Origin of the sequence: Arthrobacter sp. StoSoilA2, assembly GCF_019977195.1 — a bacterium.
GTDB lineage: Bacteria > Actinomycetota > Actinomycetes > Actinomycetales > Micrococcaceae > Arthrobacter.
This window is the reverse complement of record NZ_AP024643.1, coordinates 168,112-192,712: the sequence shown is the minus strand read 5'-3', so window position 1 is coordinate 192,712 and position 24,601 is coordinate 168,112. Positions and strand designations below refer to the sequence as shown.

Genomic DNA, 24,601 nt, shown 5'->3' with positions numbered 1-24,601 from the left:
GAGTTGGGAGCGGCTGGGGACGGGCACGGCCCAAAATCCGGCGAAGCCGCCGGACTCGCCGCGCCCCTGCCGGACAAACTCACTGCGCCAGGTCGAGCATCAGGACGTCTCGGCGGATCCACTCCAGGACGGCGTCCAACCCTTCGTCGGTCTTCAGGTTGGTGAAGCAGAAGGGTTTGTTGCCGCGGAATTCCTTGGAGTCCCGCTCCATTACCGCGAGGTCCGCCCCCACAAACGGCGCGAGGTCCGTTTTGTTGATGATGAAGAGGTCGGATTTGATCATGCCTTGGCCGGCTTTGCGGGGGATCTTTTCGCCTTGGGCTACGTCGATGATGTACATCGAGAAGTCGACGAGTTCCGGGCTGAATGTGGCTGAGAGGTTGTCGCCGCCGGATTCGACGAAGATGACTTGAAGGTCGGGGTGCCGGGTTTTGAGTTCTTCGATGGCTGCTGTGTTCATGGAGGTGTCTTCACGGATGGCGGTGTGGGGGCAGCCGCCGGTTTCGACTCCGATGATGCGGTCTTCGGGCAGGATGCCGTTGGCTGCGAGGATTTTGGCGTCTTCGATGGTGTAGATGTCGTTGGTGATGGCGGCCATGGAAATGTCGCGGCTCATGTGGCGCGTGATGCGTTCCACAAGCTGGGTCTTGCCGGCGCCGACCGGTCCGCCAACGCCGATTTTGATGGGTTCTGACATGTGTGTCCTCCTGGGTTAGCTCATGAACATGCGGGCGCGTTGGCGCTCGTGCCGCATTTGTGAAATTTCAAGTCCGGGGCTGACGGCCCCAAAGTCGTCCCAGCACAGTTGTGCTATATCCCGGACGGCGGCAGCGACGGCGTCGTGCGCGTGCCGAAGTACCCGCTGCCCTGCGTTCTGCCCAAGCGGTATGGCGCGCACGGCGTTCTGGGTCAGGGAAGTGACGGTGGCAAACAAATACGCAGAAACAGCCTCCTCGTACGGAACCTGCAGTGACCGAGCAATCACCCCAAAAACCAACGGTTGATGCCCCCCAGCGCTCCCCTCACGAACCAGATCCCGATAGCGATCCAACTCAGCCGACGGAAATACCTCCCCGCCAATCTCGAGCAACCGCCCACCCATTTTCAAAGAAGCCTCCCGCACCTCCCGAGCCAACAGCTGCGAAGAAAGAACAGAATCCAACAAGCCAACATCCACCCCCTCATACAAAAACCGCACGGCCAACCCATCCGAATAAGTCAACTGCTGGCCAACAAAAGCAGAAAGCCAAACCCCGAACGCCCCCTCATCACCAACAAGCCCACGGTGGATGTAGCTCTCAAACCCCAAAGAATGAGCAAACGCCCCCGTAGGCAACGCAGAGTCAACCAACTGCTGAAGAGCCAGCTGATATGAGGTCATGAGCCACCCCGAAAAGTCAGGTGAAGAGCCGGAGCCGACCCGAAATTTTGGGCCGCGGTGTGGAGGGCATCGCGAAGCGGGCACGGCCCAAATTTCGGGGCGGCGCCCCAGCCGCAACCGCTTTCGGACACACGCTTAGTGCGAATGCTCAGCATGGCGGAAGGGCACCGGCATGACCCGCTCTTGCCTGTCGTAGGGGACGCCGACGCTCTTCAGGTAGTCCTCGACCGTGTGGTCATATTGGCAAACCATGACGTCGGCCCCGTATTCGGATGAGGTGTCGAAGAATTGTGCCTGCAGATGCCGGTTGCCGAGGGAGTGTGCGACGACCCCCATTTCGTGGATGCTGCGCGGAGCTATGACGAGGACGTCTGTTGGCAGCACGGAGATGACGATGAGGTTGGCGTCGTCGGCGGCGAGGATGTCGCCGTCGCGCAGGTCGCCGGATCCGGTGGGGAGCCGGATGCCGAGTTCTTTGCCGTGGTCGGTGGTGACGCGTTGGATGCGTTTGACGAGCAGGGCGCTGGGCAGGATCACTTTTTCTTTGTGGCGGCCGGCGTAGGCGTCGGGCTGTTCGTGGAGGTTGCCCAGGATTTTTTCGATGATCATGAGGGTCCTAGAAGAGGTGGTAGCGCTGCGCCATGGGCAGCACGTCGGAGGGTTCGCAGGTGGCTTCGACGCCGTCAACTGTCACCTTGTAGGTTTCGGGGTCGACGACGATGTCCGGGGTTTCGCCGTTGAACTTGAGGTCGGCTTTGCGCAGGTTCCTGATGCCGGTGACGGGCCGGATGAGGCGTTCGAGGCCAAGCTCGGCCGGCACGCCGGCGTCGATCGCGGCTTTGGAGAGGAACGTGATGGACGTGTGTTGGAGCGCTCTTCCGTAGGTGGCGAACATGGGCCGCATGGTGCGGGGCTGCGGCGTGGGAATGGAGGCGTTGGAGTCGCCCATGAGTGCGTAGGCGATCTGTCCGCCTTTGATGACGAGCTCGGGTTTCACTCCGAAGAAGGCGGGGTCCCACAACACCAGGTCCGCGAATTTTCCTTCTTCGACGGAGCCAATGACGTCTGCCATGCCCTGTGCGATGGCGGGGTTGATGGTGTATTTGGCTATGTACCGTTTGAGCCGGAAGTTGTCGCTTTCTGCTGAGCCGTGCGGCGCGCCGGTTGGGTCCTTCAGCATGCCGCGCTGCCGTTTCATGGCATCGGCCACTTGCCAGGTCCGGGTGATCACCTCGCCTACGCGGCCCATTGCCTGGGAGTCCGAGGACGTGATGGCGAAGATGCCGAGATCGTGCAGGACGTCCTCGGCTGCGATGGTTTCGGCACGGATGCGGGAGTCGGCGAAGGCCACGTCTTCCGGGATGTCCGGGTTGAGGTGGTGGCAGACCATGAGCATGTCCAGGTGCTCTTCTATGGTGTTTTTGGTGTATGGCAGCGTGGGGTTGGTGGAGGCGGGTAGCACGTTGGGCAGCCCGGCGATCTTGATGATGTCCGGGGCGTGGCCGCCGCCGGCGCCCTCTGTGTGGAAGGTGTGGATGACCCGGCCGTCGATTGCGTTGATGGTGTCTTCCACGAAGCCGCATTCGTTGAGGGTGTCTGTGTGGATGGCGACCTGGATGTCGTATTCGTCGGCCACCCGCAGGGACATGTCTATGGAGGACGTGGTGGAGCCCCAGTCCTCATGGACTTTCAGGCCTACGGCACCGGCGCGGATCTGCTCTGCGAGGGGCTCGACGGCGGACGCGTGGCCTTTGCCAAGCAGGCCGATGTTGATGGGGAGCCCTTCGGCAGCCTGGAGCATGCGCGCGATGTGCCAGGATCCGGGCGTGATGGTGGTGGCTTTGGTTCCTTCCGCAGGTCCCGTGCCCCCGCCCACCATTGTGGTCACGCCGCTGCAGAGTGCAGTGGGAACCTGTTCGGGGGAAATGAAATGGATGTGTGTGTCGATGCCGCCGGCTGTCAGGATTTTGCGTTCCCCGGCGATGATCTCGGTGCTGGCGCCGATCACGATGTCCACGCCGTCCATGATCTGCGGGTTGCCGGCTTTGCCGATCTTGAAAATGTGCCCGTCCTTCAGGGCGACGTCGGCCTTGTAGATCCCTGAGTAGTCCAGGACGATGACGTTGGTGATGACAGTGTCTGGGATGTCCTCGGAGCGCGTCGCCTGGCCGTTTTGGCCCATGCCGTCGCGGATGACTTTGCCGCCCCCGAAGACCACTTCTTCGCCGTAGACGGTGTAGTCGTTCTCAATTTCGAGGAACAGTTCCGTGTCCGCCAGGCGGATGGCGTCACCTGTCGTTGGGCCGTACAGCTCGGCGTATTGCCGGCGGGGAAGCTCGAAGCTCACTTCGCATCTCCTTCCATAGCAACACCCGGGCGAGCGGTCCCGCCGGGGCGGGTGCCGCCGTCGAGCATTCCATTGACGGCGTTACTCAGGCCGAAAACTTCGCGGGAACCTGCCAGCTCCACCAGGTGCACGGTCTTCTTGTCGCCCGGTTCAAAGCGGGCTGCTGTGCCGGCCGGGATGTCCAAGCGGCGGCCGTACGCGGCTTCACGGTCGAACTCCAGGGCGCGGTTGGCCTCCGCGAAGTGGTAGTGCGAACCGATCTGGACTGGGCGGTCGCCTCGATTGACAACCTCGACGGCGATCGCCTCACGGCCGTTGTTGCATGCGATGGGCTCGGGGCGGAGCCTGTATTCACCGGGGATCATGGGTGGCTCCTATCGGATGGGGTTGTGGACTGTGACGAGTTTTGTGCCATCCGGGAAGGTGGCTTCGATTTGGACGTCGTGGATCATCTCCGGCACGCCTTCCATCACGTCTTCGCGGCTCAGCAACGTGGTTCCGTAACTCATGAGCTCCGCGACGGATTTGCCGTCCCGCGCGCCCTCGATGAGCTCGTAGCTGATGATCGCTATGGCTTCCGGGTAGTTCAGCTTCAATCCGCGCGCCTGCCTTCGCCTGGCCAGATCGGCAGCCACCACGATCATGAGTTTTTCCTGCTCACGGGGCAAAAGATGCATCGATTCTCCTCAAAAGCCGCTACCTGGGTGCACACGAAGGGACAGTTTGTGATCAGCGTAAGGACTGGACGTTTCCGCCACGTTTCCAGAGGGTCTCAGTCAGCTGTGGGTTTTGCCGCCGTTCGATGCTTTCGGACCTGCCACACGCCGAGGATGACAACCACGACGACGCCCACCACCACTGCGGCACCGCGCCCCACTGTATGGGCTAGTTCTTCGTAGGAGTTCCCGGCGATGAACCCCAGGGTCACGAAAAGTGCACCCCAGATGATGCCACCGGTGAAGTTCCAGATGGCGAAGCGGCGGTAGGGCATCCGGCTGAGCCCGGCGAGCGCTGGCATGACGGCGCGGAAAAAGGCGGTGAAGCGGCCGAGGAATACGGCGAGGCCGCCACGTCGGGCGAGGAAATCCTCGGCTTTCTGCAGCTGGGCCCGTCTCTTATCCAGGAGTTTCAGGGCCATAATCCGTGGACCCAGGTGCTTGCCGATCTCGTAGCCCACAGTGTCACCCAGGATGGCTGCCGAGATGACGATCATGATCATGCTCCACAGCGGAAGGTCACCACGGCTGGCAAAGACTCCCCCCACCACGGCCGCCGTTTCGCCTGGGATCACGAAGCCGATAAACAACGCGTCCTCGGCAAAGACCAGTGCGAACACGATGCACATCACCACCAGCGGGCTGGCGTGAAGGAGTCCGTCGAACAACGACTGCATGGGCTTGAGTGTGTCAGATCAGCCGGTCCGGCGGGAGTCGTTTTCGCGCTCTGTTTTAGTGACGGCTTATCCATAGACAGTCTAATACATCACTAATATACTAGTTGAGTACTTCACGTGAGACCGTGATCAGCTCGATGAGGAGTTAAACAGCAGATGCAGAAACTCGCACACCGGCTCGAACGCCTGGGCACCGAAACTGCTTTCAGCGTCGCGCAGGCCGCTGCCGCTTGGAAGTCGAAGGGAAACCTGGTGTATCCCTTCCACCTCGGCGACATCAATATCCCGACGGCCCCGCACATCGTTGAGGCCATGAACAAGGCCATTGCCGACGGGTACACGGGCTACTGCCCGGGTCCTGGCATCCCCCAGCTCCGGGAAGCCCTGGCCGAGGACCTAGGGTCACGGCGCGGCATGGAGTTCTCTGCGGAGAACGTGGTGGTGATGACCGGCGGCAAGCCAGTGATCACCAAGTTCCTGCAGGCGGTCATGAACCCCGGCCAGGAAGTGCTCTACCCCAATCCCGGCTTCCCGATCTACGAGTCGCAGATCGAATACCTCGGCGGGACGGCCGTCCCGTACCGTTACGTGCCCACGAGCAAGGGCTTCGCGATCGACCTTGACCAGGTCCGTGCGTCCATCACTCCGAACACGGCCGCGATCATCTACAACGACCTGCAGAACCCCATCTCTGCCGAGTCCACGGCGGCCGAACGTGAAGCCATCGCCCAAATCGCGATCGAGCACGACCTCTGGGTCCTATCCGACGAAGCGTATTTCGAAACCCGCTACGAAGGTGTCTCCAGCTCGATTGCTTCCCTTCCGGGCATGGCCGAACGCACCGTGATCCTGTACACGTTCAGCAAGAAGTTCGCCATGACCGGCTCACGCCTTGGCTGTGCTGTGGCCCCGCGCGAGATCGCGCAGGTGCTCAGCACCCTGAACACCAACGATGAATCGTGCACCACGCACTACGTGCAGTGGGCCGGCATCGAAGCACTCCGCGGCCCCCAGGAACCGGTGCAGCAGATGCTGGACATCCTGAGGGAACGCCGGGACGCCGCGTGTGAAATTGTCAATGCCATCCCCGGCATGAGCGTGGCCGTGCCCCAGTCCACGTTCTACCTTTTCCCCGACGTCACCGAAGCCATGCAGCGGCTGGGCTACACCGCCGTCGGCGACTTCGCTTCCGACGCCCTATACAAGACGGGCGTTTCGTTCTGCACCCGTGAACACTTCGGCCGGCGACTGCCAGGCGAGGAACGGCAGTACATCCGCCTGGCCTACTCCGGCATCGAAGCGGACGCCATCCGTGAGGGCCTGGGCCGCCTGCGCGAATGGATCGAGGCAGCATGAGCCGCGTAGTCGTCACAGGACGCGTGCCCCAGCCGGCACTCGAAAAGCTCCGCGCTTCCCACGACGTTGACGCGTGGGAAGGCTCCGAATCAATCAGCCGCGAGGAACTCCTCCGCCGCGTTGCCGGAGCCGACGCGATCGTCAGCCTGCTCACCGAACGAATCGACGCTGAACTGCTCGACGCCGCCGGTCCGCAGCTGAAGGTCGTCTCCAACGTCGCCGTGGGTTACGACAACATCGACGTCCCTGCCTGCACGGAACGCGGCATCACCGCCACCAACACCCCGGGCGTGCTTACCGAGGCCACTGCCGACATCGCTTTCGGACTCATCCTCATGGCCACCCGTCGGCTCGGCGAGGGCGAACGGCTCATCCGGGCCGGTCAGCCATGGAAATGGGGCATGTTCTTCCTGCTCGGGTCCGGCCTGCAGGGCAAGACCTTGGGCATCGTCGGAATGGGTGGCATCGGACAAGCCACAGCCCGCCGGGCCAAGGCCTTCGGCATGGAGATCGTGTACCAGTCCCGCAGCGAAATCGACCCCGCCGTCGCCGCAGAACTCGGCGCACGGCGGGTGGAGCTCGACGAACTGCTTGCCATCTCCGACGTCGTCTCACTGCACTGCCCGTACGGGCCGGGCACGCACCACCTGATCGGCGCCGAGCAACTCAGCACAATGAAGGACTCCGCCTACCTCGTCAACACGGCCCGCGGACCCATCATCGACGAATCCGCACTCGCCCTGGCCCTCCGCGAAGGACAGATCGCAGGCGCAGGCCTTGATGTGTTTGAACAAGAACCCAAGGTGCATCCGTGGTTGCTGGAGCTGGAAAACGTGACGCTGGTGCCGCACCTCGGCTCCGCCACCGTCGAAACGCGCACTGCCATGGCAGTACTCGCGGCGGATAACACGCTCGCCGTGCTCGGAGGGAAACAACCGCCGACTCCCATCGGCTAAGGGACACGACAGTTGCTGTGACGGCGGGTAAATTTCCCCGCCGTCACAGCCCCATACCCCAACTAGTTATTCTTGCCGCGCGCTGCGACCTTCCATGTGTCCACCACTGCCCCCTCACGAACCACAGTGACCTCGTCCACGAGGTTCATGGCCAGGCAAACGTGGTTGGGGATCAGCCTGAGCCGCGTGCCTAGCGCCGGAAGCTCCTCAGAGTCCGGCCAAACAACTGTGGCGTGGTGTTCGGAGAGCGCCGTAATCCTGGCCTCCCGGTATTCCGGCAGGCGCCCATATCCGGTGGCCCAGTCGGGGCGGTCGCTGCCCAGGATCTTGCTGCCCGCGTCCACAACCACCCGCCGGACATTCCCGCCGTCGGACTCGTGGCGGCTGACCACAGTCGCAGCGACAGTCAGCGCGATGTCATCCCACGTGCACCGTTCGAGTTCAAGCTGTTGGGCGTCTCCGAAAACATAGACGCCCGGGCGGAGCTCAGTGGCCAGGGTTTCGGCGTCGAGCAATGCGGTCGGCGTAGAGCCGCCGCTGACGGTGCGGACCTCAAAACCGGCGTGCTCCAATGCGGCAGAAGCACGGCCAAGGGCCTCATTCTCGTTACTCGCTGCATCCCTTGGCATTCCCGGTTTGTAACTGTGTCCGGGGAATGTGAAGACGCCCGCAATGTTCAAGCCGTTTGCCGAAGCCGCCCGCGCAACCTCCACCACTTCTCCGGGCAGGACCCCGCTGCGGTGATGCCCGCTGTCCACTTCGATCAGGACATCGATGCTTCTGGCGTCGGCGCCCAACTGGCGTCCCATCGCCGTCGCGCTTTCCGCTGAATCGGTGCCCACCGCGATGCTGCACGTCCTGGCAAGCTTCCGCAGCCGCTCAGCGTGGTGCGCCTCAACCCACAGCGGGTAGGCGATGAAGATATCCGTGGCGCCGCCGGCTGCGAAGACTTCGGCTTCCCCGATCGTCGCAACCGTCAGCCCAACTGCTCCAGCCGCGAGCTGCTTGGCTGCGATCTCCAGGGTCTTGTGTGTCTTCACATGCGGGCGGAGCCTCAGTCCCCTGCTCAGCATGCTCGATGCCATGCGTTGAATATTCCGGTCGAGGATATCGACGTCGATCATGATGGCTGGTGTGACGATTCCGTCCGGGACTGCGTGATTCATTCTTAGAACAGTAACGTCCTACGGCCCGCATCCGCTCGCCGGGTTGCTGGAATACATCGTTGCAGACCATGCGGCACTGTTGCGCCGGATGGCCCAGGCGTAGTGTCGGTAGTAGGAGATTTCGGGTGTGGCAAATGGTCCGGAGTTAACTATCCGGGTTGTGCGCGAACTCGAGCGCACTGCCGCCAGCCGGAGTCAATCGCTCTGGCATTGCCTGGAATGAGGCCGAATGGCCCAGAACGATGCAGTACCCACAGCGGAACAGTTGCAGGACCTGCTGTTGGAGAGCCCCGGATTCACGGAATTCCTCCTTGGTTTGACCACTATTTCGGCTTCCTTGTTGGGCGGGGATGTCCCCATGCTGTGTGCCATTACCGTAGAACGGGACGCGGGCCCGTCCACGGTGGCGAGCAGCACAGAGGCGGCTCAGCGCCTGGACGAGAAACAGTACGAGTTCGACGACGGCCCATGCCTTAGCGCGCTCCGGCAACGGCAGACCGTCTTGGTTGAGGACCTTCAGGCCAACGTCCGCTGGCAGCACTACGCCGACGCTGTTTCGCAGGAAGCTATCACGACCATGTTGGCGGTTCCGATCCCTACCGACGACGACTCAAGGGCCGCGCTGAACTGCTACTCCACCGAAGCAGGAACGTTCGATCCAGAGACCGTGGCATCCATTGTGAAGCACGCAGAATCCTTGTCCAGGATTCTCCGGCTCGCCCTGCGCCTGCACACACCGGATCCATATCCTGTGCACCTGCGTTCCGCGTTGGAATCGCGGGCGATAGTGGATGCGGCTATTTCCCTCATCATGATGCAGAACCGTTGCAGCCGGGACGCTGCCGTCAGGCTCATACAGTTGGCGTCGCGCAACAGCGATAAGCGGCTGCACGAAATTGCCGAAGACATCCTGAAACGGGCCGGTCACGAGGATAAGGAGGGTAGGTAGGCTCTATGAACTCCGAACCCTGGGGGGCACCGGAAAACGACAATGAATATGACCAGCGCATGCACGCCGCCGATAGATTCCGAAACGGAACAGTAAGCCTCAACAGTCTGTGGATCTACTATTTCGGGATTGGCGGGGATGCCGATGAGCTGGCGCTGGACGCTTACCTCAACGGACTTCTGGTTCTTGCCCCAGGCCAGATGGAACTCGTAGATACTGCTTTCAGGGAGCTCACATCAGACGGCCGGATAGAACCGGCGGGCAATAGTGCCGATGAATATCAAAGGAACGGTAATGACTGAAACCCAGCCATCGCGCCACATCGCAAGTCCTCCCAGTTATCTTGGTCATTATGAGGACAGGCTGGATCAGACGGACTTCGTTGAACATCTGCAGGATCTCTTGGTGGAAAATGCCGATATCCGTGAATTCCTCCAGGACCTCGCTGAGTTGATCGCGCAGAAGCTCACAAGGAACGGAAACACGATTGCCTGCGGAGTCACCGTCATTCGGCAGAAGAAACCCGTGGCCGTGGCTGATAGCGATCCCCTGGCACGCAAACTGGACGAGATCCAGAACAGTTTCGGCGATGGCCCTTGCCTATCGGCCCTTCGCACACGAACGATCAGCCACGTCCCGAACGTTTATGAGGAAGATCGCTGGCCTGAGTACATGCGGGCCGCAGCGGCTTCCAACGTGGGCTCCATCCTGGCCTTTCCCATGGAATTGAACAGCACGGCGGAGGCCGTGGTGAATCTCTACTCCGAGCGCCCCCATGGCTTCTCCCACGAGGACTTATTGTCGGCAGAGCGCGTTACTGCAACTGCGGCCAAAGCCCTCCATCTGGCCTTGAAGATCGCCCAGTTGCGGGACGCGCGCGAGAACCTCACCGCCGCTCTCGAATCCCGCACGACCATAGACACCGCCGTCGGAATCATCATGGCGCAGAACCGCTGCAGCCGGGACGCGGCCTTCCAAATCCTCGTCAGCGCGTCCAGCCACCGCAACATCAAACTCCGGGCAGTGGCCCAGGGGATCATCGCCCACATTGCCGGGGATCGGAGGATCTCAGCACCTTTTGAGGAATAGGAAGCAGCCTGACTACATGCGGTTTTTCTGGTCCAAAACCCATTAGGCTGGATTTGGAACACGGGAGTCCAGCGATTCAAAGATTGTTTCAGTCGGCCAGCCGACCTGAACGGCCGGGAAGAAGATCATGACCAAGAAGCACCTTCCTCTGGACGAACTCTCGGGCGCCATCGGCCGGATTCTTGGCCTCCTGTTGACCGAGGAAAAGGTTGACCAAGCCGTTCAAAGCCTGTCGCTGGCCATCAAGGAGTCCGTACCCGGCACACTTGGCGCAGGCGTCTCCATCCTGGATTCGCAGGCACGGAGGACCAGCACTGGATTCACCGACAACATCGTGGAGCAGGCGGACTTCCTACAATATGATCTGGGCCAGGGTCCCTGCCTGACAGCGTGGGCCTCGGAAGAAAGCGTGCTGATCGAAGACCTAGGCACGGACACGCGCTGGCCGGAATGGCGTACTGCCGTCAGCTCCCTTCCCATCAGGTCAGTGGTCAGCGCACCCCTGATAGCAAACGGACGCAGCATTGGCGCTATTAAGATCTACGCGCCGGAACCTGCCGTCTTTGATGCAGGCACAGTCACGCTGATGGAGCTCTTCGCTTCCCCTGCTGCCACCCTTCTTTCCCACATTCAAAGCACTGAGACACCCAAGCGCATCAGTGAGGGACTGCAGGCCGCCCTGCACAGCCGCGATTTGGTCAACCGGGCCTGCGGGATATTGATGGAACGCCACAAGATCACTCACGAACGGGCACTGCAGCAACTGATAGGGAACGCCCGCGACCAAAGCAGAACCCTGCAGGAAGTCAGCGCCGAGCTTGTAGCCGGGATTCCGGCAGACCACAACTAAGGCCGCCGGATATGGGCTTCGAACGTAAAGAACCCGAGCAACGCCGAAGGCTCCTGGAAGCCCTCTCCGCTGCGCGGATCAGCACGGGCACCCTGTGGCTGCAGTACTTCAGCATCGGCGGGTCCGTGGGTGAGTACGAAGTGGAGGCGTACCTGCAGGGAATGCTGTCCGTTCCGGAACTGGAAAGGGACCTCCTGGCAATGGCGGCGAACGAGCTCCTGAATAACCAACCCGGTCCCCACGCACCATACGCTGACGAGCTTCCCAACTCGGATTCGAACGGTTCCGAATCTGGTTCCGGGCCGGGTTCAGGGACGGGTTCCGACCCGGCTCCAGGGACGGGTTCCGGCAGGGACGCTCCAGGCGACGAAGCCGATCCCCACTAGCTGTCACACAGCGCTCATCCGCCTGCAACGCCCCTGCAACATGAATGCGAAAGGCTGGAGCCACAAGGCCAACCGGCCAAAGATGGCAACAGCCGGCTGAGGGGAGCAAACATGAGCACTGCAAACAGGGATCTATTCCAGGCGCTGAAAACGCAGGCCAGCCTGGCGCAGGCCTTTGGCACCTTGCCGGGCAGCAAGGAGGAGCCACACGCTCTCAGCCCAGGCGAATACATAGAGGCGTGGCACAACGGCCGCCTTTACCACCGGGGCACGGTGCTCAAGACAATCGCGGGTACCGATCTGTTCTGGCTCCAGGATGCAGAAACCGGGAGCCGACGACTGCTGGATATGGAATCACTGGAAATCGTCGCCGCCGGGCAACCGGCTCCTACGCCAGCAACAAAGGCGCCAGAGCCTTTCCACGACGCTCCGTCAGAGGAGACGGTCACACCTATTTCGCTGTATCCGATCTTCCAGGACGGATCACAGGCAATCGCCTAGGAAGCCCGGCATCGTGGGCTCAACACGGAACCCCACGCCGGGAACAAAAACAGGCCGGAGACTCAACGTCTCCGGCCTGCAGAAAGGGTGGGCCCTGTGGGGATCGAACCCACGACCCACGGATTAAAAGTCCGATGCTCTACCAACTGAGCTAAAGGCCCCTCCAGCTGTTGAAACAGCCATGAATACTGTACCTCAACGTCAAGCCAGTCGAGGAACGGGGCCTGCAACGCGGCGTCGTGACCTCTTTTGAGCGAAGAGCCGACGACGGCGCGCGGCGGCAGCGGCGCGTCGGCCCACCTCCAGCGGCAAAGTAGGTCGGGAAGGCGCACAGGCAGCAAGAAAGCAGCCAAAGAAACCGTTACTCGACCCCATCAGGGCACAGGAGTACGGTGAACTCATGAGCGAACAGCCAGGATCACGTGCGTACGGCGGAGCGAACAGGCACCACAAGCCCAAGCCCTTCGCGCCCATCGACTTCGAACCGTTCGCCGGTGGGGCAGATCCCGCCCGCGTCTCCGAGGCTGCCCACCTGGCCGCCCAGGCGCTCGTAAAACGTGGCCGTGACAGCGACGACCCCAAAGTCACCCGTCGCCTGGTGAAGCTGGCCGACGAGCAGGGCCTCGAAGCCATCGCCGAGATGTGGGCCGAAAGCCCCGCCCGTTCCCTGCCCGGTGCTTTGTGGAGGCTCTACGCCCTCCGCGCCGCCACCATCCAGAACCCCGAGCGCATTTCTGTTTACTTCAGGGCAGGCCGCGACACCGCCCAGGTATCCAACGTGGTTGCAGGGGCAGCGGAGCCACCCGGAGCCGACGAAATGAAGACCATGGCAGATGCCATTTTGTCCGGAGCGTTCGACGGCGATTTCGACGTCGCGCTGGAACGTTCCGCTGCGTTCTGCCGGGTTGTGGCGCTCGGCCAGGCAACCCTGGCGGACGGGGCGGAGCACAGCAATGAAAGCCATGCAAGCAAGCTCACACGCAACTCGCACCAGCTGGTAAAGACCGCCGAGGACCTCGAGCACGCAGCCAATGCATGGCGCTTGGGGGAGCTGGATTAGGGCCCAAAAACCCCTGAATTTACCCACGTCGGGCCTTGCCTGTCAATGTTGACTTAGCCGCACCGACGTAGAACACTGAAACTGGTGCCGAACCGCGAAACCCCCGGGCTTCAACTTATAGCCGCTCCGAGCGGCCTACCGCCGAGAGGCGTATCCGGTTCGGCACCATTTTTATGCCCAGGCCCGGATCAGGGCTAGCCACCCCTGAATGTGAGCCGCTGCCACACCCGCAGACTTAGCGGTGGCCGTCGTCGTACAGGTAAAGTTGGGGCCGAAGCGGGAAGCGTCAAGTCAAGCGGCCCGCAGCCCATCCGTCCCCGGCCCGGAAGCGAAATGAAGCTGCGCCTTTTCCCCCAGGAACCTGCCGGGCTCGTACTGCTCGCGCAGATGGCAGGCGTCATTGTGGCCGCCACCGGAACGCTCTCAGAGATCCTCGGCGCCCAGGCCAGTGAGCACGCACGCCTGACCGAGGAACTCCACGAGCACGAGTCGAAATCCCTGGACCTGCACTTTGCGCTCCTGACGCACATGCGCACCAGCTTCGTGAACCCGCTCCCCCGCGAGGACATGTACACGCTGTCCCGGCACCTCAACGAGGCCATGGAGAAGCTCGACGCCGCGGGCGAATTGGTTGCGCTCTACAAGCTGGAACGCCTGCCCAAGCGCGCGGCCGACCAACTGGAGATCATCAGCCGCCAAGCCGAGCTGACGGTGGACGCCATGCGAAAGCTTGAGGACCTCGACGAACTCGAAGACTACTGGATTGAGATCCTCAGGCTGGCGAAACGTGCAGAGCGAACCCACCGCACATGGGTGGCCGAGATGCTGAAGGATATGAAATCGACGCAGTACGCCCGGCACAGGGACATCGCCAACCAGTTGGTGGAAGTCACCAAGGACATGCGTAAGATCGCCACGCAGGTAGGCAGCATCATCGTCAAGGAATCATGACGTGATCGTTGCATTCCTGGTCCTCGTGGTGGGTTTGGCTTCAGGATTCGCTTTCCTTAACGGCTTCCGTGATGTCTCCAATGCCGTAGCACTTTCCACGAGGACACGAGCCCTCACGCCATCCGTGGCGGTCCTCCTGGCAGCTGTTTTCAACTTCATCGGCGCCATGCTCAGCGGCAGCTTCGTCCTCGCGTTTACGCAGTCCTGGATCATCCTGCCCAACGGCATTGGCGGGCTAACAATGCTGACGTCTGCCCTCGCCGCATCCATCATCTGGGGCGTATACGCATGGTGGCGCGGCATCCCGTTGTCTTCCACCAACTCACTCGTGGGCGGATTGATCGGCGCAGGCGCTGCGAGCGTGCTGGTGGGCGGGCACTCGATCAACGGGGTGGACAACGTCCTCCTGACCCAGGTCGCTTTGCCCTTGGTCCTGTCACCTGTGATCGCTTTCGTGGCTGCCTATTTGCTCGTCTGGCCGGTGACCTGGGCTGCGCGCTATACGCAGCCGAATGTCATCAACAGGCGTTTCCGCCGGGCGCAAGCTGTCTCTGCTGCGGCCGTGGCTTTCGGCCATGGGCTCCAGGATGGGCAGCGCACTGCGGCCGTTCTCCTGTTGGCACTGGTGGCGGCGGGACTGTCCAGTGGGGGCGAATTGCCCCTGTGGATCCTCGTTCTGACCGCGATCATGCTCACAGCGGGCACCATGTTTGGTGGCTGGAGGATCTCGCACACGCTGGGTCACAAGTTGATCCGCGTTGACCCTCTGCGAGGGTTTGTGGCCCAAACCCTGACTTCCATGATGCTCTTCATTGGCGCCATCGGCCTGCAGCTACCACTATCCACAACCCATACGCTGACCGCATCCGTACTGGGAGCAGGCACCAACCAGCGCTTCGCCATCACCAACAGGCGTCTTGTTCGCAGGATTCTCCTGTTTTGGGTTGCCACGCCGCTCGTCACGGCCGCAATGGCCTTCGTCCTTGAGTTGGCGTTCTCACCCCTGGCGGACCTCTGACCCGTCTGAGTCGCACTTAAGCGCGTTTTGAGGGCTCAAAACGCGCGCAATTGCGACTTACTTGGGTACAAAAAAGTGACGGCGGCCGTACCCCCAAGGCGACGGCCGCCGTCGTTCATTGCCGGCTCCCCCAAAGCCGGAATCTGCAGACCCTTATCCGAAGCGGCCGGAGACGTAGTCTTCCGTGGCCTTCTGGGCGGGGTTGTTGAAGATGCTGGTGGTGTCAGCGAACTCGATGAGCTTGCCGGGCTTGCCGGTGCCGGCGATGTTGAAGAACGCAGTCTTGTCGGACACACGTGCGGCCTGCTGCATGTTGTGGGTAACGATCACCACGGTGTACTGGTCCTTGAGCTCATTGATGAGGTCCTCGACCGCCAGCGTGGAGATGGGGTCCAGAGCCGAGCAAGGCTCGTCCATGAGGATCACCTGGGGCTCAACAGCAATTGCACGGGCAATGCAGAGGCGCTGCTGCTGGCCGCCCGAGAGGCCGGAACCTGGCTTGTCCAAGCGGTCCTTGACCTCATTCCACAGGTTCGCTCCAATCAACGACTTCTCCACCAGGGCATCTGCTTCGCCCTTGGAGATCTTCTTGTTGTTCAGCTTCACGCCGGCCAGGACATTGTCCCGGATCGACATCGTGGGGAACGGGTTGGGGCGCTGGAAAACCATGCCGACCTGCGTGCGCACGGTCACCGGGTCAACGCCGGGGTCGTAGAGGTTGTCGCCGTCGAGCAGGACCTCACCCTCGACGCGAGCACCGGGAAGGACCTCGTGCATGCGGTTCAGCGTTCGGAGGAAGGTGGACTTGCCACAACCGGACGGGCCAATGAAGGCCGTGACGGACTTGGCTTCAATGTTGATGTTGACGTCCTCGACAGCCAGGAAGCTGCCGTAGTAGACATTCAAGTCTTTGACGTCGATGCGCTTGGACATGGTGTTCCTTATTCCTTGGGGGTTTATGGAAGTGTTGGTTGGGGCCGGGGCCGAAAAACCGGCCCGGCCTAGCGTCCCGTTTTGGGAGCGAACAGGCGGGCAATGACGCGGGCTCCGAGGTTCAGGAGCATCACCAGGATGATCAGCACCAAAGCAGCGCCCCATGCCCGCTGGTCCGAGGGGCCAGGGTTGGACGGCGAAGTCGGGTTCAGGATCTGGGTGTAGATGAACGTGGGCAGCGAGGCCATCCATCCGCCAAAGACGTTGTTGTTGATAGTGGTCGCGAAGCCTGCAGTGACCAGGATGGGAGCGGTCTCGCCGATAACCCGGGCGATGGCCAAGGTAACACCGGACGCAATGCCGGAGATCGCTGTCGGAATAACCACCTTGGTGATGGTGCGCCATTTACGCACGCCGAGCGCGTAGGAGGCTTCGCGGAGCTCGTTCGGGACGATCTTGAGCATTTCCTCGCTGGAGCGGACCACAACCGGGATCATCAGTACGGAAAGCGCGACGGCGGCTACCGCACCGGTCTTGGTGCCGGGGCCAACAACCGCGAAGAAAAATGCTGCCGCGAAGAGGCCGGCAACGATGGAGGGAATGCCGGTCATGACATCCACGAAGAACGTAATGGCGCGGGCAAGGGGACGGTCGTTGCCGTATTCCACCAGGTAGATGGCGGTGAGCAGGCCGACCGGCACGGAGATGACGGTGGCCAGGAGCGTGATCTGGAGGGTGCCCAGCAGCGCGTGATAGATGCCGCCGAGGACCTTGCCGCCTTCCTCGGCTGCCTTGTTATCGAAGGCACCGGTGACGCCGTTCATGGACGTACCAAGGAATCCAGGGGTTACCAGGCCGGGAATGCCGTTCACCAGCACAGTCCAGATGACGGAGATCAACGGCAGGAGGGCAATCAGGAAAGCCCCGACAATCAAGCACGTGGCCAGCTTGTCCTTGGCCTTGCGGGCGCCTTCGACGGCTCCGCTCCACGCCACCAGGCCGAGGGTGAACAGGACCGCGGAGACAAGGCCCCAGCCAAAGGCGTTGAACCCGATAAGGGCCAGGATGGCTGCGCCCACGATCAGGGCGACGGCCAGGACAATGTAAGGAGCGAACTTGGGCAGTTGGCCCTTGGTGAGCGCCGAGCGCTTGCGGACTACGGTGGCGGTCATTTAGTTGGCTCCCGAGAATTCTTTGTGCTTGGTGATGATCCAGCGGGCAATCATGTTCACGCCAAGGGTGATGACGAACAGCACCAGGCCTGCGGCGATCAACGTATTGACCTTGAGCCCGCTGGCTTCCGGGAAGTTCAGCGCAATTTCGGCGGCGATGGTCTGGTTGCCGGACTGGATGAGGCTTGCAGTCAAGACTCCCGAGGACAGCACCAGTGCAACCGCCATTGTCTCGCCAAGGGCACGGCCCAGGCCCAGCATGATGGCGCTCACGATTCCCGGACGACCAAACGGAAGTACCGCCATGCGGATCATTTCCCAGCGGGTGGCTCCCAATGCGAGCGCAGCTTCTTCGTGCAGCTTGGGGGTCTGCAGGAAGATTTCGCGGGACAGGGAGGTGATGATGGGAAGGACCATGACGGACAGGACGATGCCGGCGGTGAGGATGGTCTTACCGGTGGCGGATGCCGGTCCCTGGAAGATCGGGATCCAGCCGAGGTTGTTGGCGAGCCAGTCGTAGGCCGGGGAGATTTCCTTGGCCAGGAAAGCCGCGCCCCACGCACCGTAGACGACGGAGGGGATGGCGGCCAGCAGGTCCACAACGTAGCCGAGCCCCGAAGCCAGCCGGCGCGGGGCGTAGTGCGAGATGAACAGGGCCACCCCGATTGCCACGGGGGTTGCGATGACAAGCGCGATCACGGCGGCGATGAGCGTGCCCACGACGATCGGGGCGATGTAGGCGAAGAAGCCGTGGCCGCCCTGGATGTCCGCAGGCGGTGCGACGAGTGCAGGGATTGCCTGCACCACGAGGAACAGGGCGACTCCGAAGAGAACCGCGAGAATCAGGCACCCTGCGGCCATGGCGGCCCCGGAGAAAACCTTGTCCCCGGCGCGTCCTGCGCCTTGGGAGGTTGTCAGGGAGTTGGTGGTCACTTCACGATCCTTCAGTCTCAGTGAACTGGTCTTACATGGCTAAGTTCCCTATCCCGCGCGAACGGCCTTTCAGCCACTCCGCGCAGGACAGGGAACTTCAGTGTTTAGCCGGGTTCAGGCAAACCCGCCGGAAACCCTAGGCCTTGGCCTTGATGGTTTCGATGGCGGCCTTGGCCTTGTCCTGCAGCGTCTTGGAGAGCGGTGCGGACTTGGCAGCGTCAGCGGCGGTCTTCTGTCCTTCGTCTGAAACTACGTAGCTTTCGAAGGCCTTGACCAGGTCAGCGACTGCCTTGGTCTCGTACGTGGTGCATACGACGTGGTAGGAAACGAGCACTACCGGGTAGGCGCCGGAGACTGTGGTCTTGCGGTCCAGCTTGATGGCAACGTCGTTGGCGGCGCGGCCGTCAACGGGCTTGCCGGCTTCGACGGCCTTGGAAGCAGCATCAGCGGAGATCTTGACGAATTCCTCGCCGACCTTGATGGATGCGGTGCCCAGCTTGCCGGAGACAGCGGAGTCATCGGCGTAGGTCACGGCGCCCGGGGTGTCGGTGACGGTCTTGACGACGCCGGAGGTGCCCTTGGCGTTCTCGCCCTTCAGGCTTGCCGGCCAGATGCCTGCGGCCTTGTCCGTCCAGACCTCGGGAGCAGCAGCTGCGAGGTAGTCGGTGAAGTTGGTGGTGGTTCCGGAATCGTCAGAGCGGTTCACCGGGGTGACCTTGAGGTCCGGCAGGGTAACGCCGGCGTTCAGGGCCGCGATTGCGGGGTCATTCCAGTTGGCGATTTCGCCGCGGAAAATCTTGGCGACAGTCGCGGCGTCGAGCTTAAGGTCAGTGACGCCCGGAACGTTGAAAGCGACGGCGATCGGGGAGATGTACACCGGGATGTTGATGGCGCCTTCAGGGCCGCACTTGGCCTTGGAGCTCTCGAGCTCTTCGTCCTTCAGGTAAGCGTCCGAGCCGGCGAACTGTGCCGAGCCGTCGATGATGGCCTTGCGGCCTGCGCCGGAACCGTCCGGGGAGTACTGCACGGTCGCGCCCTGGTTTGCACTGGCAAAGCCGGCCTTCCAGGCGTCCATGGCTGCGCCGGTGGAGGATGCGCCGATGCCGGTGAGGGTGCCGGTGACCTTGGTGCCCGATGCTGCTGACGGCGTGCCAGCGGCGGTGCCCGTTGCGTTGTCTGAACCGCAAGCGGTGAGCGCGAGAGCGCCAGCTGCGATGACCGCGATTGCCGCGTTGCGGCCGAAGCGAGTTGCCTTCACTTGGATGTACCCCTTCCAGGGATTCTCTGATGCGGGCCGAACGGAGATTTCGGCGTGCGTGAGCTATGGACCTTTTGTGCCTTTACTGAAAGGTAAACAGCGCAGGTAACGGGATCTGACGTGGAAGGTGAACGCAAAGTGAACGACGGCGGACCATTGGGTTATGTGGCGCGTGCCACCTTGAGTGGGGGCTGGGTTCCCGTCTTTGGCGGCCGTTCGGCAAATAGACTGGAGGACATGGCTGCCGCGAAGGGATTTTCTGCAAGCAAGAGGTTCCTGCGTGCCAGAGTCCGGACGGGATTGGTCCGTAGCCGGAACTCGCTGACGCCCGCTATTCAAATGACGGTGTGCGCAGTGGGGGCCTACGCTTTCGCGGAATACGTACTGGGTCACCAGGGGCCCTTGTTCGCGGCCACTTCTTCGCTGATTGCGCTCGGCTTCTCCCGTGATCCGCGCTTGCGCCGTGTTATTGAGGTCGGTCTGGGCTGCACGCTCGGCATCGTGGTGGGTGACCTGCTGCTCCACTGGCTGGGCGCTGGGATCCTGCAGGCCGCCGTCGTGCTTCTTTTCTCTATCCTGCTGGCCAGGTTCCTGGACAGCGGGACTATTTTCACCACCCAGCTGGGGCTCCAGTCGCTGCTGGTGGTGCTGCTGCCTGCGCCGGCCGGCGGGCCGTTCACGCGAAGCCTGGATGCGGTGGTGGGTGGGGTGTTCGCTCTGCTGGTGACCATTTTGGTGCCGAAGGACCCGCGCCGGGAGCCGCGAAAGGATGTCCAAAAAATCCTGCACGAACTCGCCGAAGTGCTGCGCGAGTGCGCCAAGGCCATGGTCGAAAGTGACTCCACCATCGCCTGGCACGCGCTGATTCGCGGCCGTAACTGCCAGCCACTGGTGGACCGGATGCGGCAGACCCTGCGGGCGTCCGGCGAAGTTGCAACGCTCGCCCCGGCGCACCGGAGGCACCGCGACGAGCTAGCCAGCCTGGAGCACTCGCTGGAATACATCGACCTCGCGCTCCGTAACAGCCGCGTTTTTGCCCGCAGGCTCACCAGCGCAATCAACCATGCTGCGCTGTCCGACGAAGCAATTGAAAGCATTTCCGAGGTGCTGCAGGAAACTGCCGCCGCAATCGATGAACTGACCATCGGCCTGGCGGAGCAGAGCGAAGGAACCCGCCGCGTTCATCTGCGTCACGCACGCAACGAGCTGACCGACATCGCCTCGCGCCTGCACCCCAAAATGCTGGACGTTCAGAAGCTTGAGGGCGAAACCGTGGTGATGTTGTTCCGCCCCCTCATGGTGGATTTGCTGGAAGCGAGCGGTTTGGAACCCGACGAGGCCCGGGACGTGCTGCCGGCTCTGTAGGCCGCTCCCGCCGAGATGGCATTTAATGACAATCCGCCGGCTGAACATTGGCATCAAATGCCATCTCGCGGCTAATACTGTCAGCCCCCGCGACTAACCTTGAACCCATGGCTTCCAAGACCTCCCGCGCATCCAAGACACCCGCCTACAAATGCGCCGAATGCGGCTGGACGGCCATCAAGTGGGTGGGCAGGTGCGGTGAGTGCCAGGCGTGGGGAACCGTTGAGGAGTACGGCGCCACTGTTGCGCGTACGACGGCGGCCGCAACAGTTTTGGAGCCGGCCCGCCGGATCGCTGAGGTGGATGGGACAACGGCGGCATTCCTGCCCACGGGTGTGGACGAGTTGGACCGCGTCCTTGGAGGAGGGCTCGTTCCCGGTGCCGTCATCCTGCTCGCTGGGGAACCCGGCGTCGGGAAGTCCACCCTGCTGCTGGACGTCGCCGCGAAATTTGCCCGCACAGGGCAGGATGTCCTGTACATTACGGGCGAGGAATCCGCAGCACAGGTGAAGCTCCGGGCGGAGCGGATCGACGCCGTTGCGCACACTTTGTATCTGTCCGCCGAGACCGATCTTGGGCAGGCATTGGGCCAAGTGGAGAAGCTCGAGCCCAAGCTGCTGATCGTGGACTCTGTGCAGACGCTCAGCAGCGCCGACGTCGAAGGAAGCGCCGGTGGTGTCTCGCAGGTACGCGAGGTTGCGGCGTCCATCATCTCTGCGGCCAAGCGACGCAACATGACAACGTTGCTGGTTGGCCATGTGACCAAGGAAGGCACCATCGCAGGGCCGCGTTTGCTGGAACACCTTGTGGATGTCGTATGCCAGTTCGAAGGCGAGCGCCACTCGCGCCTGCGGCTGTTGCGGGCCGTAAAAAACCGCTATGGCGCCACGGACGACGTCGGTTGCTTTGATCTTAACGAGGCCGGCATCGAGGGGTTGGCCGATCCCAGCGGGTTGTTCGTTTCGCGGACCCGGGAGCCCGTCTCCGGAACCTGCATCACAGTGACCATGGAGGGTCGCAGGCCCTTGCTCGCTGAGGTCCAGTCGCTCCTCGCCGAGAGCGCCAATTCCCAGCCCCGGCGTGCCACCAGCGGGCTGGAAAGCTCCAGGGTTGCCATGTTGCTCGCAGTGCTTCAGCAGCGTGCCGGCTGCATGCTCCATAAGGACGATTCGTATGTGGCAACCGTGGGCGGGGTGAAACTCACGGAGCCGGCCACAGACTTGGCTGTTGCGTTGGCCGTCGCATCGGCCAAGTCCCGCAAGGCGCTACCCCAACGGCTCATTGCGTTCGGCGAAGTGGGCCTGGCTGGCGAAGTACGTCCCGTTCCCGGGATTAACCAGCGCATCCAGGAAGCCCACCGGCTAGGGTTCACGCATGCGATCGTGCCTGCCAGCCCGGCGGGCGCCGGTGTCATCCCGGACGGCTTCTCGGTGCGGGAAGTTGGCCACCTGGCCGAAGCGCTGGAACTGCTGATCACGTAATTCCGCCGGGGTGTCGGGAGCCCGCTGAGCTGCGGTTTCGGCAAGGATTGGGCCATGACCAAAAGAACTGTGCTTATTGGGGGACGCTTTTTCTTTGGCCTTTTGACCCTGGTGGCAGTGGGAACGCAGCTGACGGTTCATTTAGGCATGGGGTACGACGTCTGGAACTTCTTCAGCTACTTCACCAACTTATCCAATATCTTCGCGGCCGTGGTGCTGCTCATCAGCGGATACAGGGTTCTGGTCCGGAAACGACCCAGTGAGATCGATGACGCCACCCGCGGCACGGCGACCATCGCCATGGCCGTAGTTGGACTGGTATTCGGCGCTTTGCTTGCCGGCGAGGACCTTGGCTCCCTTCTTCCGTGGGTCAACTTTGTGGTCCACTACCTGATCCCTGTGGTGATGGTGGTGGACTGGCTGTTCCAACCACCGCGGGCAACCTTGACTACCCGCCATATCTGGTACTGGCTGCTCTACCCGGTGGGCTACCTGGTCTATAGCCTCATCCGTGGAGCGTTCGTCAAGTGGTACCCGTACTGGTTCATCGACCCCGCCCGGGCAGGTGGCTGGGGCGGTGTGGTGGTTTTTGCCGCAGCGATTTCCGTCGGCTTCCTCCTGGTGAGCCTGGCGATGCTGTGGCTCGGGAACAAGCTGAAGCGGCAGGTGGATTACTAGAATATCTACACCAATTTGTTATATCGAAGCACGTCAACCGCCCAATAGGCCCAAACAACCCTTGCCGGTGAGGCAAGAAAACGCACCTTCCAGCCATCCCCGCACATAACGAAATGACCCACTTTGGGGCTTGCTGGTGCGGTTAACGGTGCCCGGAAGCCATATCATGGTGCTAGTCGTCATCAGGGCATTTTTCGAAGCGCCCGCAGATGCCGGATTCAGCTTGTCTGTGAGCCATGGCTTGCACCTTCGAAGGGAAACCCAATGGCCCGGAGCCCGGAAGAGTCGCTCAAGGCGACTCTGGCCAGAGTCGCACCCGGAACTCCACTACGGGACGGCTTGGAGCGCATCCTCCGTGGACGCACCGGGGCCTTGATCGTGTTGGGCTCGGACCGCACCATCGACTCCATCTGTTCCGGCGGATTCGATATCGGCATCGAGTTCTCGCCCACGCGCCTGCGTGAGCTCGCCAAGATGGACGGCGCCATCATCTGCGACAAGGACGCCAGCAACATCGTCCGTGCCGCTGTGCAGCTCGTTCCGGACTCAAGCATCGAGACCCAGGAATCCGGGACCCGGCACCGCACAGCCGAGCGCGTCGCCATCCAGACCGGCGTTCCCGTTATTTCCGTCAGCCAGTCGATGCAGATCATCGCGCTGTACGTGAACGGCCTGCGGCACGTCCTGGAGGGCTCGGAGAAGGTCCTCGCGCGGGCCAACCAGGCCTTGGCAACGTTGGAGCGTTACAGCGCGAGACTGGACCAAGTCACCAGTTCCCTTTCAGCACTGGAGATTGAAGCACTGGTCACGGTCAGGGATGTGGCCGTCACCCTGCAACGCCAGGAAATGGTTCGGCGTATCTCCGAGGAAATCGCTCAGTACGTTCTGGAACTTGGCGAAGACGGCCGCCTGCTGTCCCTCCAGGTGGAGGAGCTCACCATGGGCCGCGGCCCGGGCAGCGATGTCATCATCCGCGACTACGCAGACCCCGACGCCACTCCCGAGGATATTGAAGAAGCCGTCCAGGCGCTCCTCAACCTCGGCCCCACTGAACTGATTGACTTGAGCAGGATTGCCGGAATCATCGGCTTCGCGGGTGGCGTTGAGCAGCTGGACGCCGTGGTCCAGCCCCGCGGCTACCGCCTACTGTCCGGCCTCAAGTCCGTGCCGAAGGCCGTCGCCGATCGCCTGGTGGACTACTTCGGCGGCTTGCAGAACCTCATGGCAGCCACCATCGATGACCTCATGACTGTTGACGGCATCGGCGATCAGCGCGCACGCACGGTCCGCGAGGGTCTGAGCCGCATGGCCGAAGCAAGCTTGCTGGACCGTTTCCTCTAGAAGCCGATTGCCGCCGTCGGACGCTTTCCGCCCACTC

The 24,601-nt window shown here is 62.2% G+C and carries 27 protein-coding genes and 1 tRNA gene; 15 read left to right on the top strand and 13 right to left on the bottom strand.

Translation table 11 applies throughout. From position 1 onward, the window contains the following. Nucleotides 1-79: 79 nt before the first annotated feature. The 7 genes from ureG to LDN82_RS00915 form a co-directional block, all read right to left on the bottom strand. Nucleotides 80-697, bottom strand: a complete 618-nt coding sequence (ureG, locus tag LDN82_RS00945; protein WP_224166040.1) for an urease accessory protein UreG — start codon at nucleotides 695-697, stop codon at nucleotides 80-82. A 15-nt stretch (nucleotides 698-712) separates the two neighbouring features. Further along, entirely contained in the window at nucleotides 713-1,381 is a 669-nt protein-coding gene (locus LDN82_RS00940; RefSeq protein WP_224166039.1) for an urease accessory protein UreF, read from the bottom strand. Nucleotides 1,382-1,516: 135 nt separating this feature from the next. Beyond that, nucleotides 1,517-1,990, bottom strand: coding sequence for an urease accessory protein UreE (gene ureE / locus LDN82_RS00935; protein WP_224094676.1), 474 nt, complete (start codon nucleotides 1,988-1,990; stop codon nucleotides 1,517-1,519). Nucleotides 1,991-1,997: 7 nt separating this feature from the next. Then, complete coding sequence (ureC, locus tag LDN82_RS00930) at nucleotides 1,998-3,728, bottom strand: urease subunit alpha (protein WP_224166038.1); 1,731 nt, start codon at nucleotides 3,726-3,728, stop codon at nucleotides 1,998-2,000. After that, a complete protein-coding gene (locus LDN82_RS00925; RefSeq protein ID WP_224094672.1) occupies nucleotides 3,725-4,093 on the bottom strand; it encodes an urease subunit beta in 369 nt (122 codons plus the stop codon). Before LDN82_RS00925 ends, ureC begins: the two co-directional genes overlap by 4 nt. A 9-nt stretch (nucleotides 4,094-4,102) precedes the next feature. Next, entirely contained in the window at nucleotides 4,103-4,405 is a 303-nt protein-coding gene (locus tag LDN82_RS00920; protein WP_224166037.1) for an urease subunit gamma, read from the bottom strand. A gap of 95 nt (nucleotides 4,406-4,500) precedes the next feature. Continuing rightward, a complete protein-coding gene (locus tag LDN82_RS00915) occupies nucleotides 4,501-5,121 on the bottom strand; it encodes a DedA family protein (protein WP_224166036.1) in 621 nt (206 codons plus the stop codon). Between the two features lie 156 nt (nucleotides 5,122-5,277). Here LDN82_RS00915 and LDN82_RS00910 point away from each other — a divergent pair, with 156 nt between their 5' ends. Both LDN82_RS00910 and LDN82_RS00905 read left to right on the top strand, forming a co-directional pair. Further along, complete coding sequence (locus tag LDN82_RS00910; protein WP_224166035.1) at nucleotides 5,278-6,477, top strand: aminotransferase class I/II-fold pyridoxal phosphate-dependent enzyme; 1,200 nt, start codon at nucleotides 5,278-5,280, stop codon at nucleotides 6,475-6,477. Further along, entirely contained in the window at nucleotides 6,474-7,433 is a 960-nt protein-coding gene (locus LDN82_RS00905) for a D-glycerate dehydrogenase (protein WP_224166034.1), read from the top strand. Before LDN82_RS00910 ends, LDN82_RS00905 begins: the two co-directional genes overlap by 4 nt. 62 nt (nucleotides 7,434-7,495) lie before the next feature. Here LDN82_RS00905 and LDN82_RS00900 read toward each other — a convergent pair whose 3' ends face one another. Beyond that, nucleotides 7,496-8,599: a D-TA family PLP-dependent enzyme gene (locus tag LDN82_RS00900; protein ID WP_224166033.1), complete on the bottom strand. Its 1,104-nt coding sequence runs from the start codon at nucleotides 8,597-8,599 to the stop codon at nucleotides 7,496-7,498. Nucleotides 8,600-8,828: 229 nt separating this feature from the next. Here LDN82_RS00900 and LDN82_RS00895 point away from each other — a divergent pair, with 229 nt between their 5' ends. From LDN82_RS00895 to LDN82_RS00870, 6 genes are all read left to right on the top strand, one after another. After that, nucleotides 8,829-9,548: a GAF and ANTAR domain-containing protein gene (locus LDN82_RS00895; RefSeq protein WP_224094664.1), complete on the top strand. Its 720-nt coding sequence runs from the start codon at nucleotides 8,829-8,831 to the stop codon at nucleotides 9,546-9,548. A gap of 5 nt (nucleotides 9,549-9,553) precedes the next feature. Further along, nucleotides 9,554-9,850 carry a hypothetical protein gene (locus LDN82_RS00890; RefSeq protein WP_224166032.1) on the top strand — a complete coding sequence of 99 codons (297 nt, stop codon included), beginning with the start codon at nucleotides 9,554-9,556 and terminating at the stop codon, nucleotides 9,848-9,850. After that, the gene (locus LDN82_RS00885; RefSeq protein ID WP_224166031.1) at nucleotides 9,843-10,637 is read left to right on the top strand and encodes a GAF and ANTAR domain-containing protein; all 795 of its coding nucleotides are present in this window, start codon (nucleotides 9,843-9,845) and stop codon (nucleotides 10,635-10,637) included. The genes LDN82_RS00890 and LDN82_RS00885 overlap by 8 nt, the downstream gene beginning before the upstream one ends. 127 nt (nucleotides 10,638-10,764) lie before the next feature. Then, nucleotides 10,765-11,487, top strand: coding sequence for a GAF and ANTAR domain-containing protein (locus LDN82_RS00880; protein WP_224166030.1), 723 nt, complete (start codon nucleotides 10,765-10,767; stop codon nucleotides 11,485-11,487). An 11-nt stretch (nucleotides 11,488-11,498) separates the two neighbouring features. Then, the gene (locus tag LDN82_RS00875; protein WP_224166029.1) at nucleotides 11,499-11,873 is read left to right on the top strand and encodes a hypothetical protein; all 375 of its coding nucleotides are present in this window, start codon (nucleotides 11,499-11,501) and stop codon (nucleotides 11,871-11,873) included. A gap of 111 nt (nucleotides 11,874-11,984) precedes the next feature. Further along, a complete protein-coding gene (locus LDN82_RS00870; RefSeq protein ID WP_224166028.1) occupies nucleotides 11,985-12,374 on the top strand; it encodes a hypothetical protein in 390 nt (129 codons plus the stop codon). An 88-nt stretch (nucleotides 12,375-12,462) separates the two neighbouring features. Here the strand turns inward: LDN82_RS00870 and LDN82_RS00865 are convergent. Then, nucleotides 12,463-12,535 (bottom strand) — tRNA-Lys (locus LDN82_RS00865). Between the two features lie 239 nt (nucleotides 12,536-12,774). Between LDN82_RS00865 and LDN82_RS00860 the strand changes: the two genes are divergently transcribed. The 3 genes from LDN82_RS00860 (at nucleotide 12,775) to LDN82_RS00850 (ending at nucleotide 15,403) form a co-directional block, all read left to right on the top strand. Next, nucleotides 12,775-13,434, top strand: a complete 660-nt coding sequence (locus LDN82_RS00860; RefSeq protein WP_216922681.1) for a hypothetical protein — start codon at nucleotides 12,775-12,777, stop codon at nucleotides 13,432-13,434. Nucleotides 13,435-13,767: 333 nt separating this feature from the next. Beyond that, a complete protein-coding gene (locus tag LDN82_RS00855; protein WP_224166027.1) occupies nucleotides 13,768-14,385 on the top strand; it encodes a nuclease PIN in 618 nt (205 codons plus the stop codon). Between the two features lies 1 nt (nucleotide 14,386). After that, complete coding sequence (locus LDN82_RS00850) at nucleotides 14,387-15,403, top strand: inorganic phosphate transporter (RefSeq protein ID WP_224094657.1); 1,017 nt, start codon at nucleotides 14,387-14,389, stop codon at nucleotides 15,401-15,403. A gap of 153 nt (nucleotides 15,404-15,556) precedes the next feature. Here the strand turns inward: LDN82_RS00850 and pstB are convergent, their stop codons facing one another. The 4 genes from pstB to pstS form a co-directional block, all read right to left on the bottom strand. Then, complete coding sequence (pstB, locus tag LDN82_RS00845; RefSeq protein WP_224166026.1) at nucleotides 15,557-16,336, bottom strand: phosphate ABC transporter ATP-binding protein PstB; 780 nt, start codon at nucleotides 16,334-16,336, stop codon at nucleotides 15,557-15,559. 68 nt (nucleotides 16,337-16,404) lie between these two features. Beyond that, nucleotides 16,405-17,508, bottom strand: a complete 1,104-nt coding sequence (gene pstA, locus LDN82_RS00840; protein WP_224166025.1) for a phosphate ABC transporter permease PstA — start codon at nucleotides 17,506-17,508, stop codon at nucleotides 16,405-16,407. Further along, a complete protein-coding gene (gene pstC, locus LDN82_RS00835; protein WP_224166024.1) occupies nucleotides 17,509-18,441 on the bottom strand; it encodes a phosphate ABC transporter permease subunit PstC in 933 nt (310 codons plus the stop codon). Between the two features lie 136 nt (nucleotides 18,442-18,577). Next, on the bottom strand, nucleotides 18,578-19,699 hold the full coding sequence (gene pstS / locus LDN82_RS00830; RefSeq protein WP_224094649.1) for a phosphate ABC transporter substrate-binding protein PstS: 1,122 nt from the start codon (nucleotides 19,697-19,699) through the stop codon (nucleotides 18,578-18,580). 237 nt (nucleotides 19,700-19,936) lie between these two features. Here pstS and LDN82_RS00825 point away from each other — a divergent pair, with 237 nt between their 5' ends. The 4 genes from LDN82_RS00825 (at nucleotide 19,937) to disA (ending at nucleotide 24,564) form a co-directional block, all read left to right on the top strand. Beyond that, the gene (locus tag LDN82_RS00825; RefSeq protein WP_224167431.1) at nucleotides 19,937-21,064 is read left to right on the top strand and encodes an FUSC family protein; all 1,128 of its coding nucleotides are present in this window, start codon (nucleotides 19,937-19,939) and stop codon (nucleotides 21,062-21,064) included. Between the two features lie 107 nt (nucleotides 21,065-21,171). Beyond that, nucleotides 21,172-22,545: a DNA repair protein RadA gene (gene radA / locus LDN82_RS00820; RefSeq protein WP_017197019.1), complete on the top strand. Its 1,374-nt coding sequence runs from the start codon at nucleotides 21,172-21,174 to the stop codon at nucleotides 22,543-22,545. A gap of 54 nt (nucleotides 22,546-22,599) precedes the next feature. Then, nucleotides 22,600-23,223: a Pr6Pr family membrane protein gene (locus LDN82_RS00815; RefSeq protein WP_224166023.1), complete on the top strand. Its 624-nt coding sequence runs from the start codon at nucleotides 22,600-22,602 to the stop codon at nucleotides 23,221-23,223. A 264-nt stretch (nucleotides 23,224-23,487) separates the two neighbouring features. Then, nucleotides 23,488-24,564: a DNA integrity scanning diadenylate cyclase DisA gene (gene disA / locus LDN82_RS00810; protein ID WP_216922711.1), complete on the top strand. Its 1,077-nt coding sequence runs from the start codon at nucleotides 23,488-23,490 to the stop codon at nucleotides 24,562-24,564. Nucleotides 24,565-24,601: the final 37 nt, after the last annotated feature.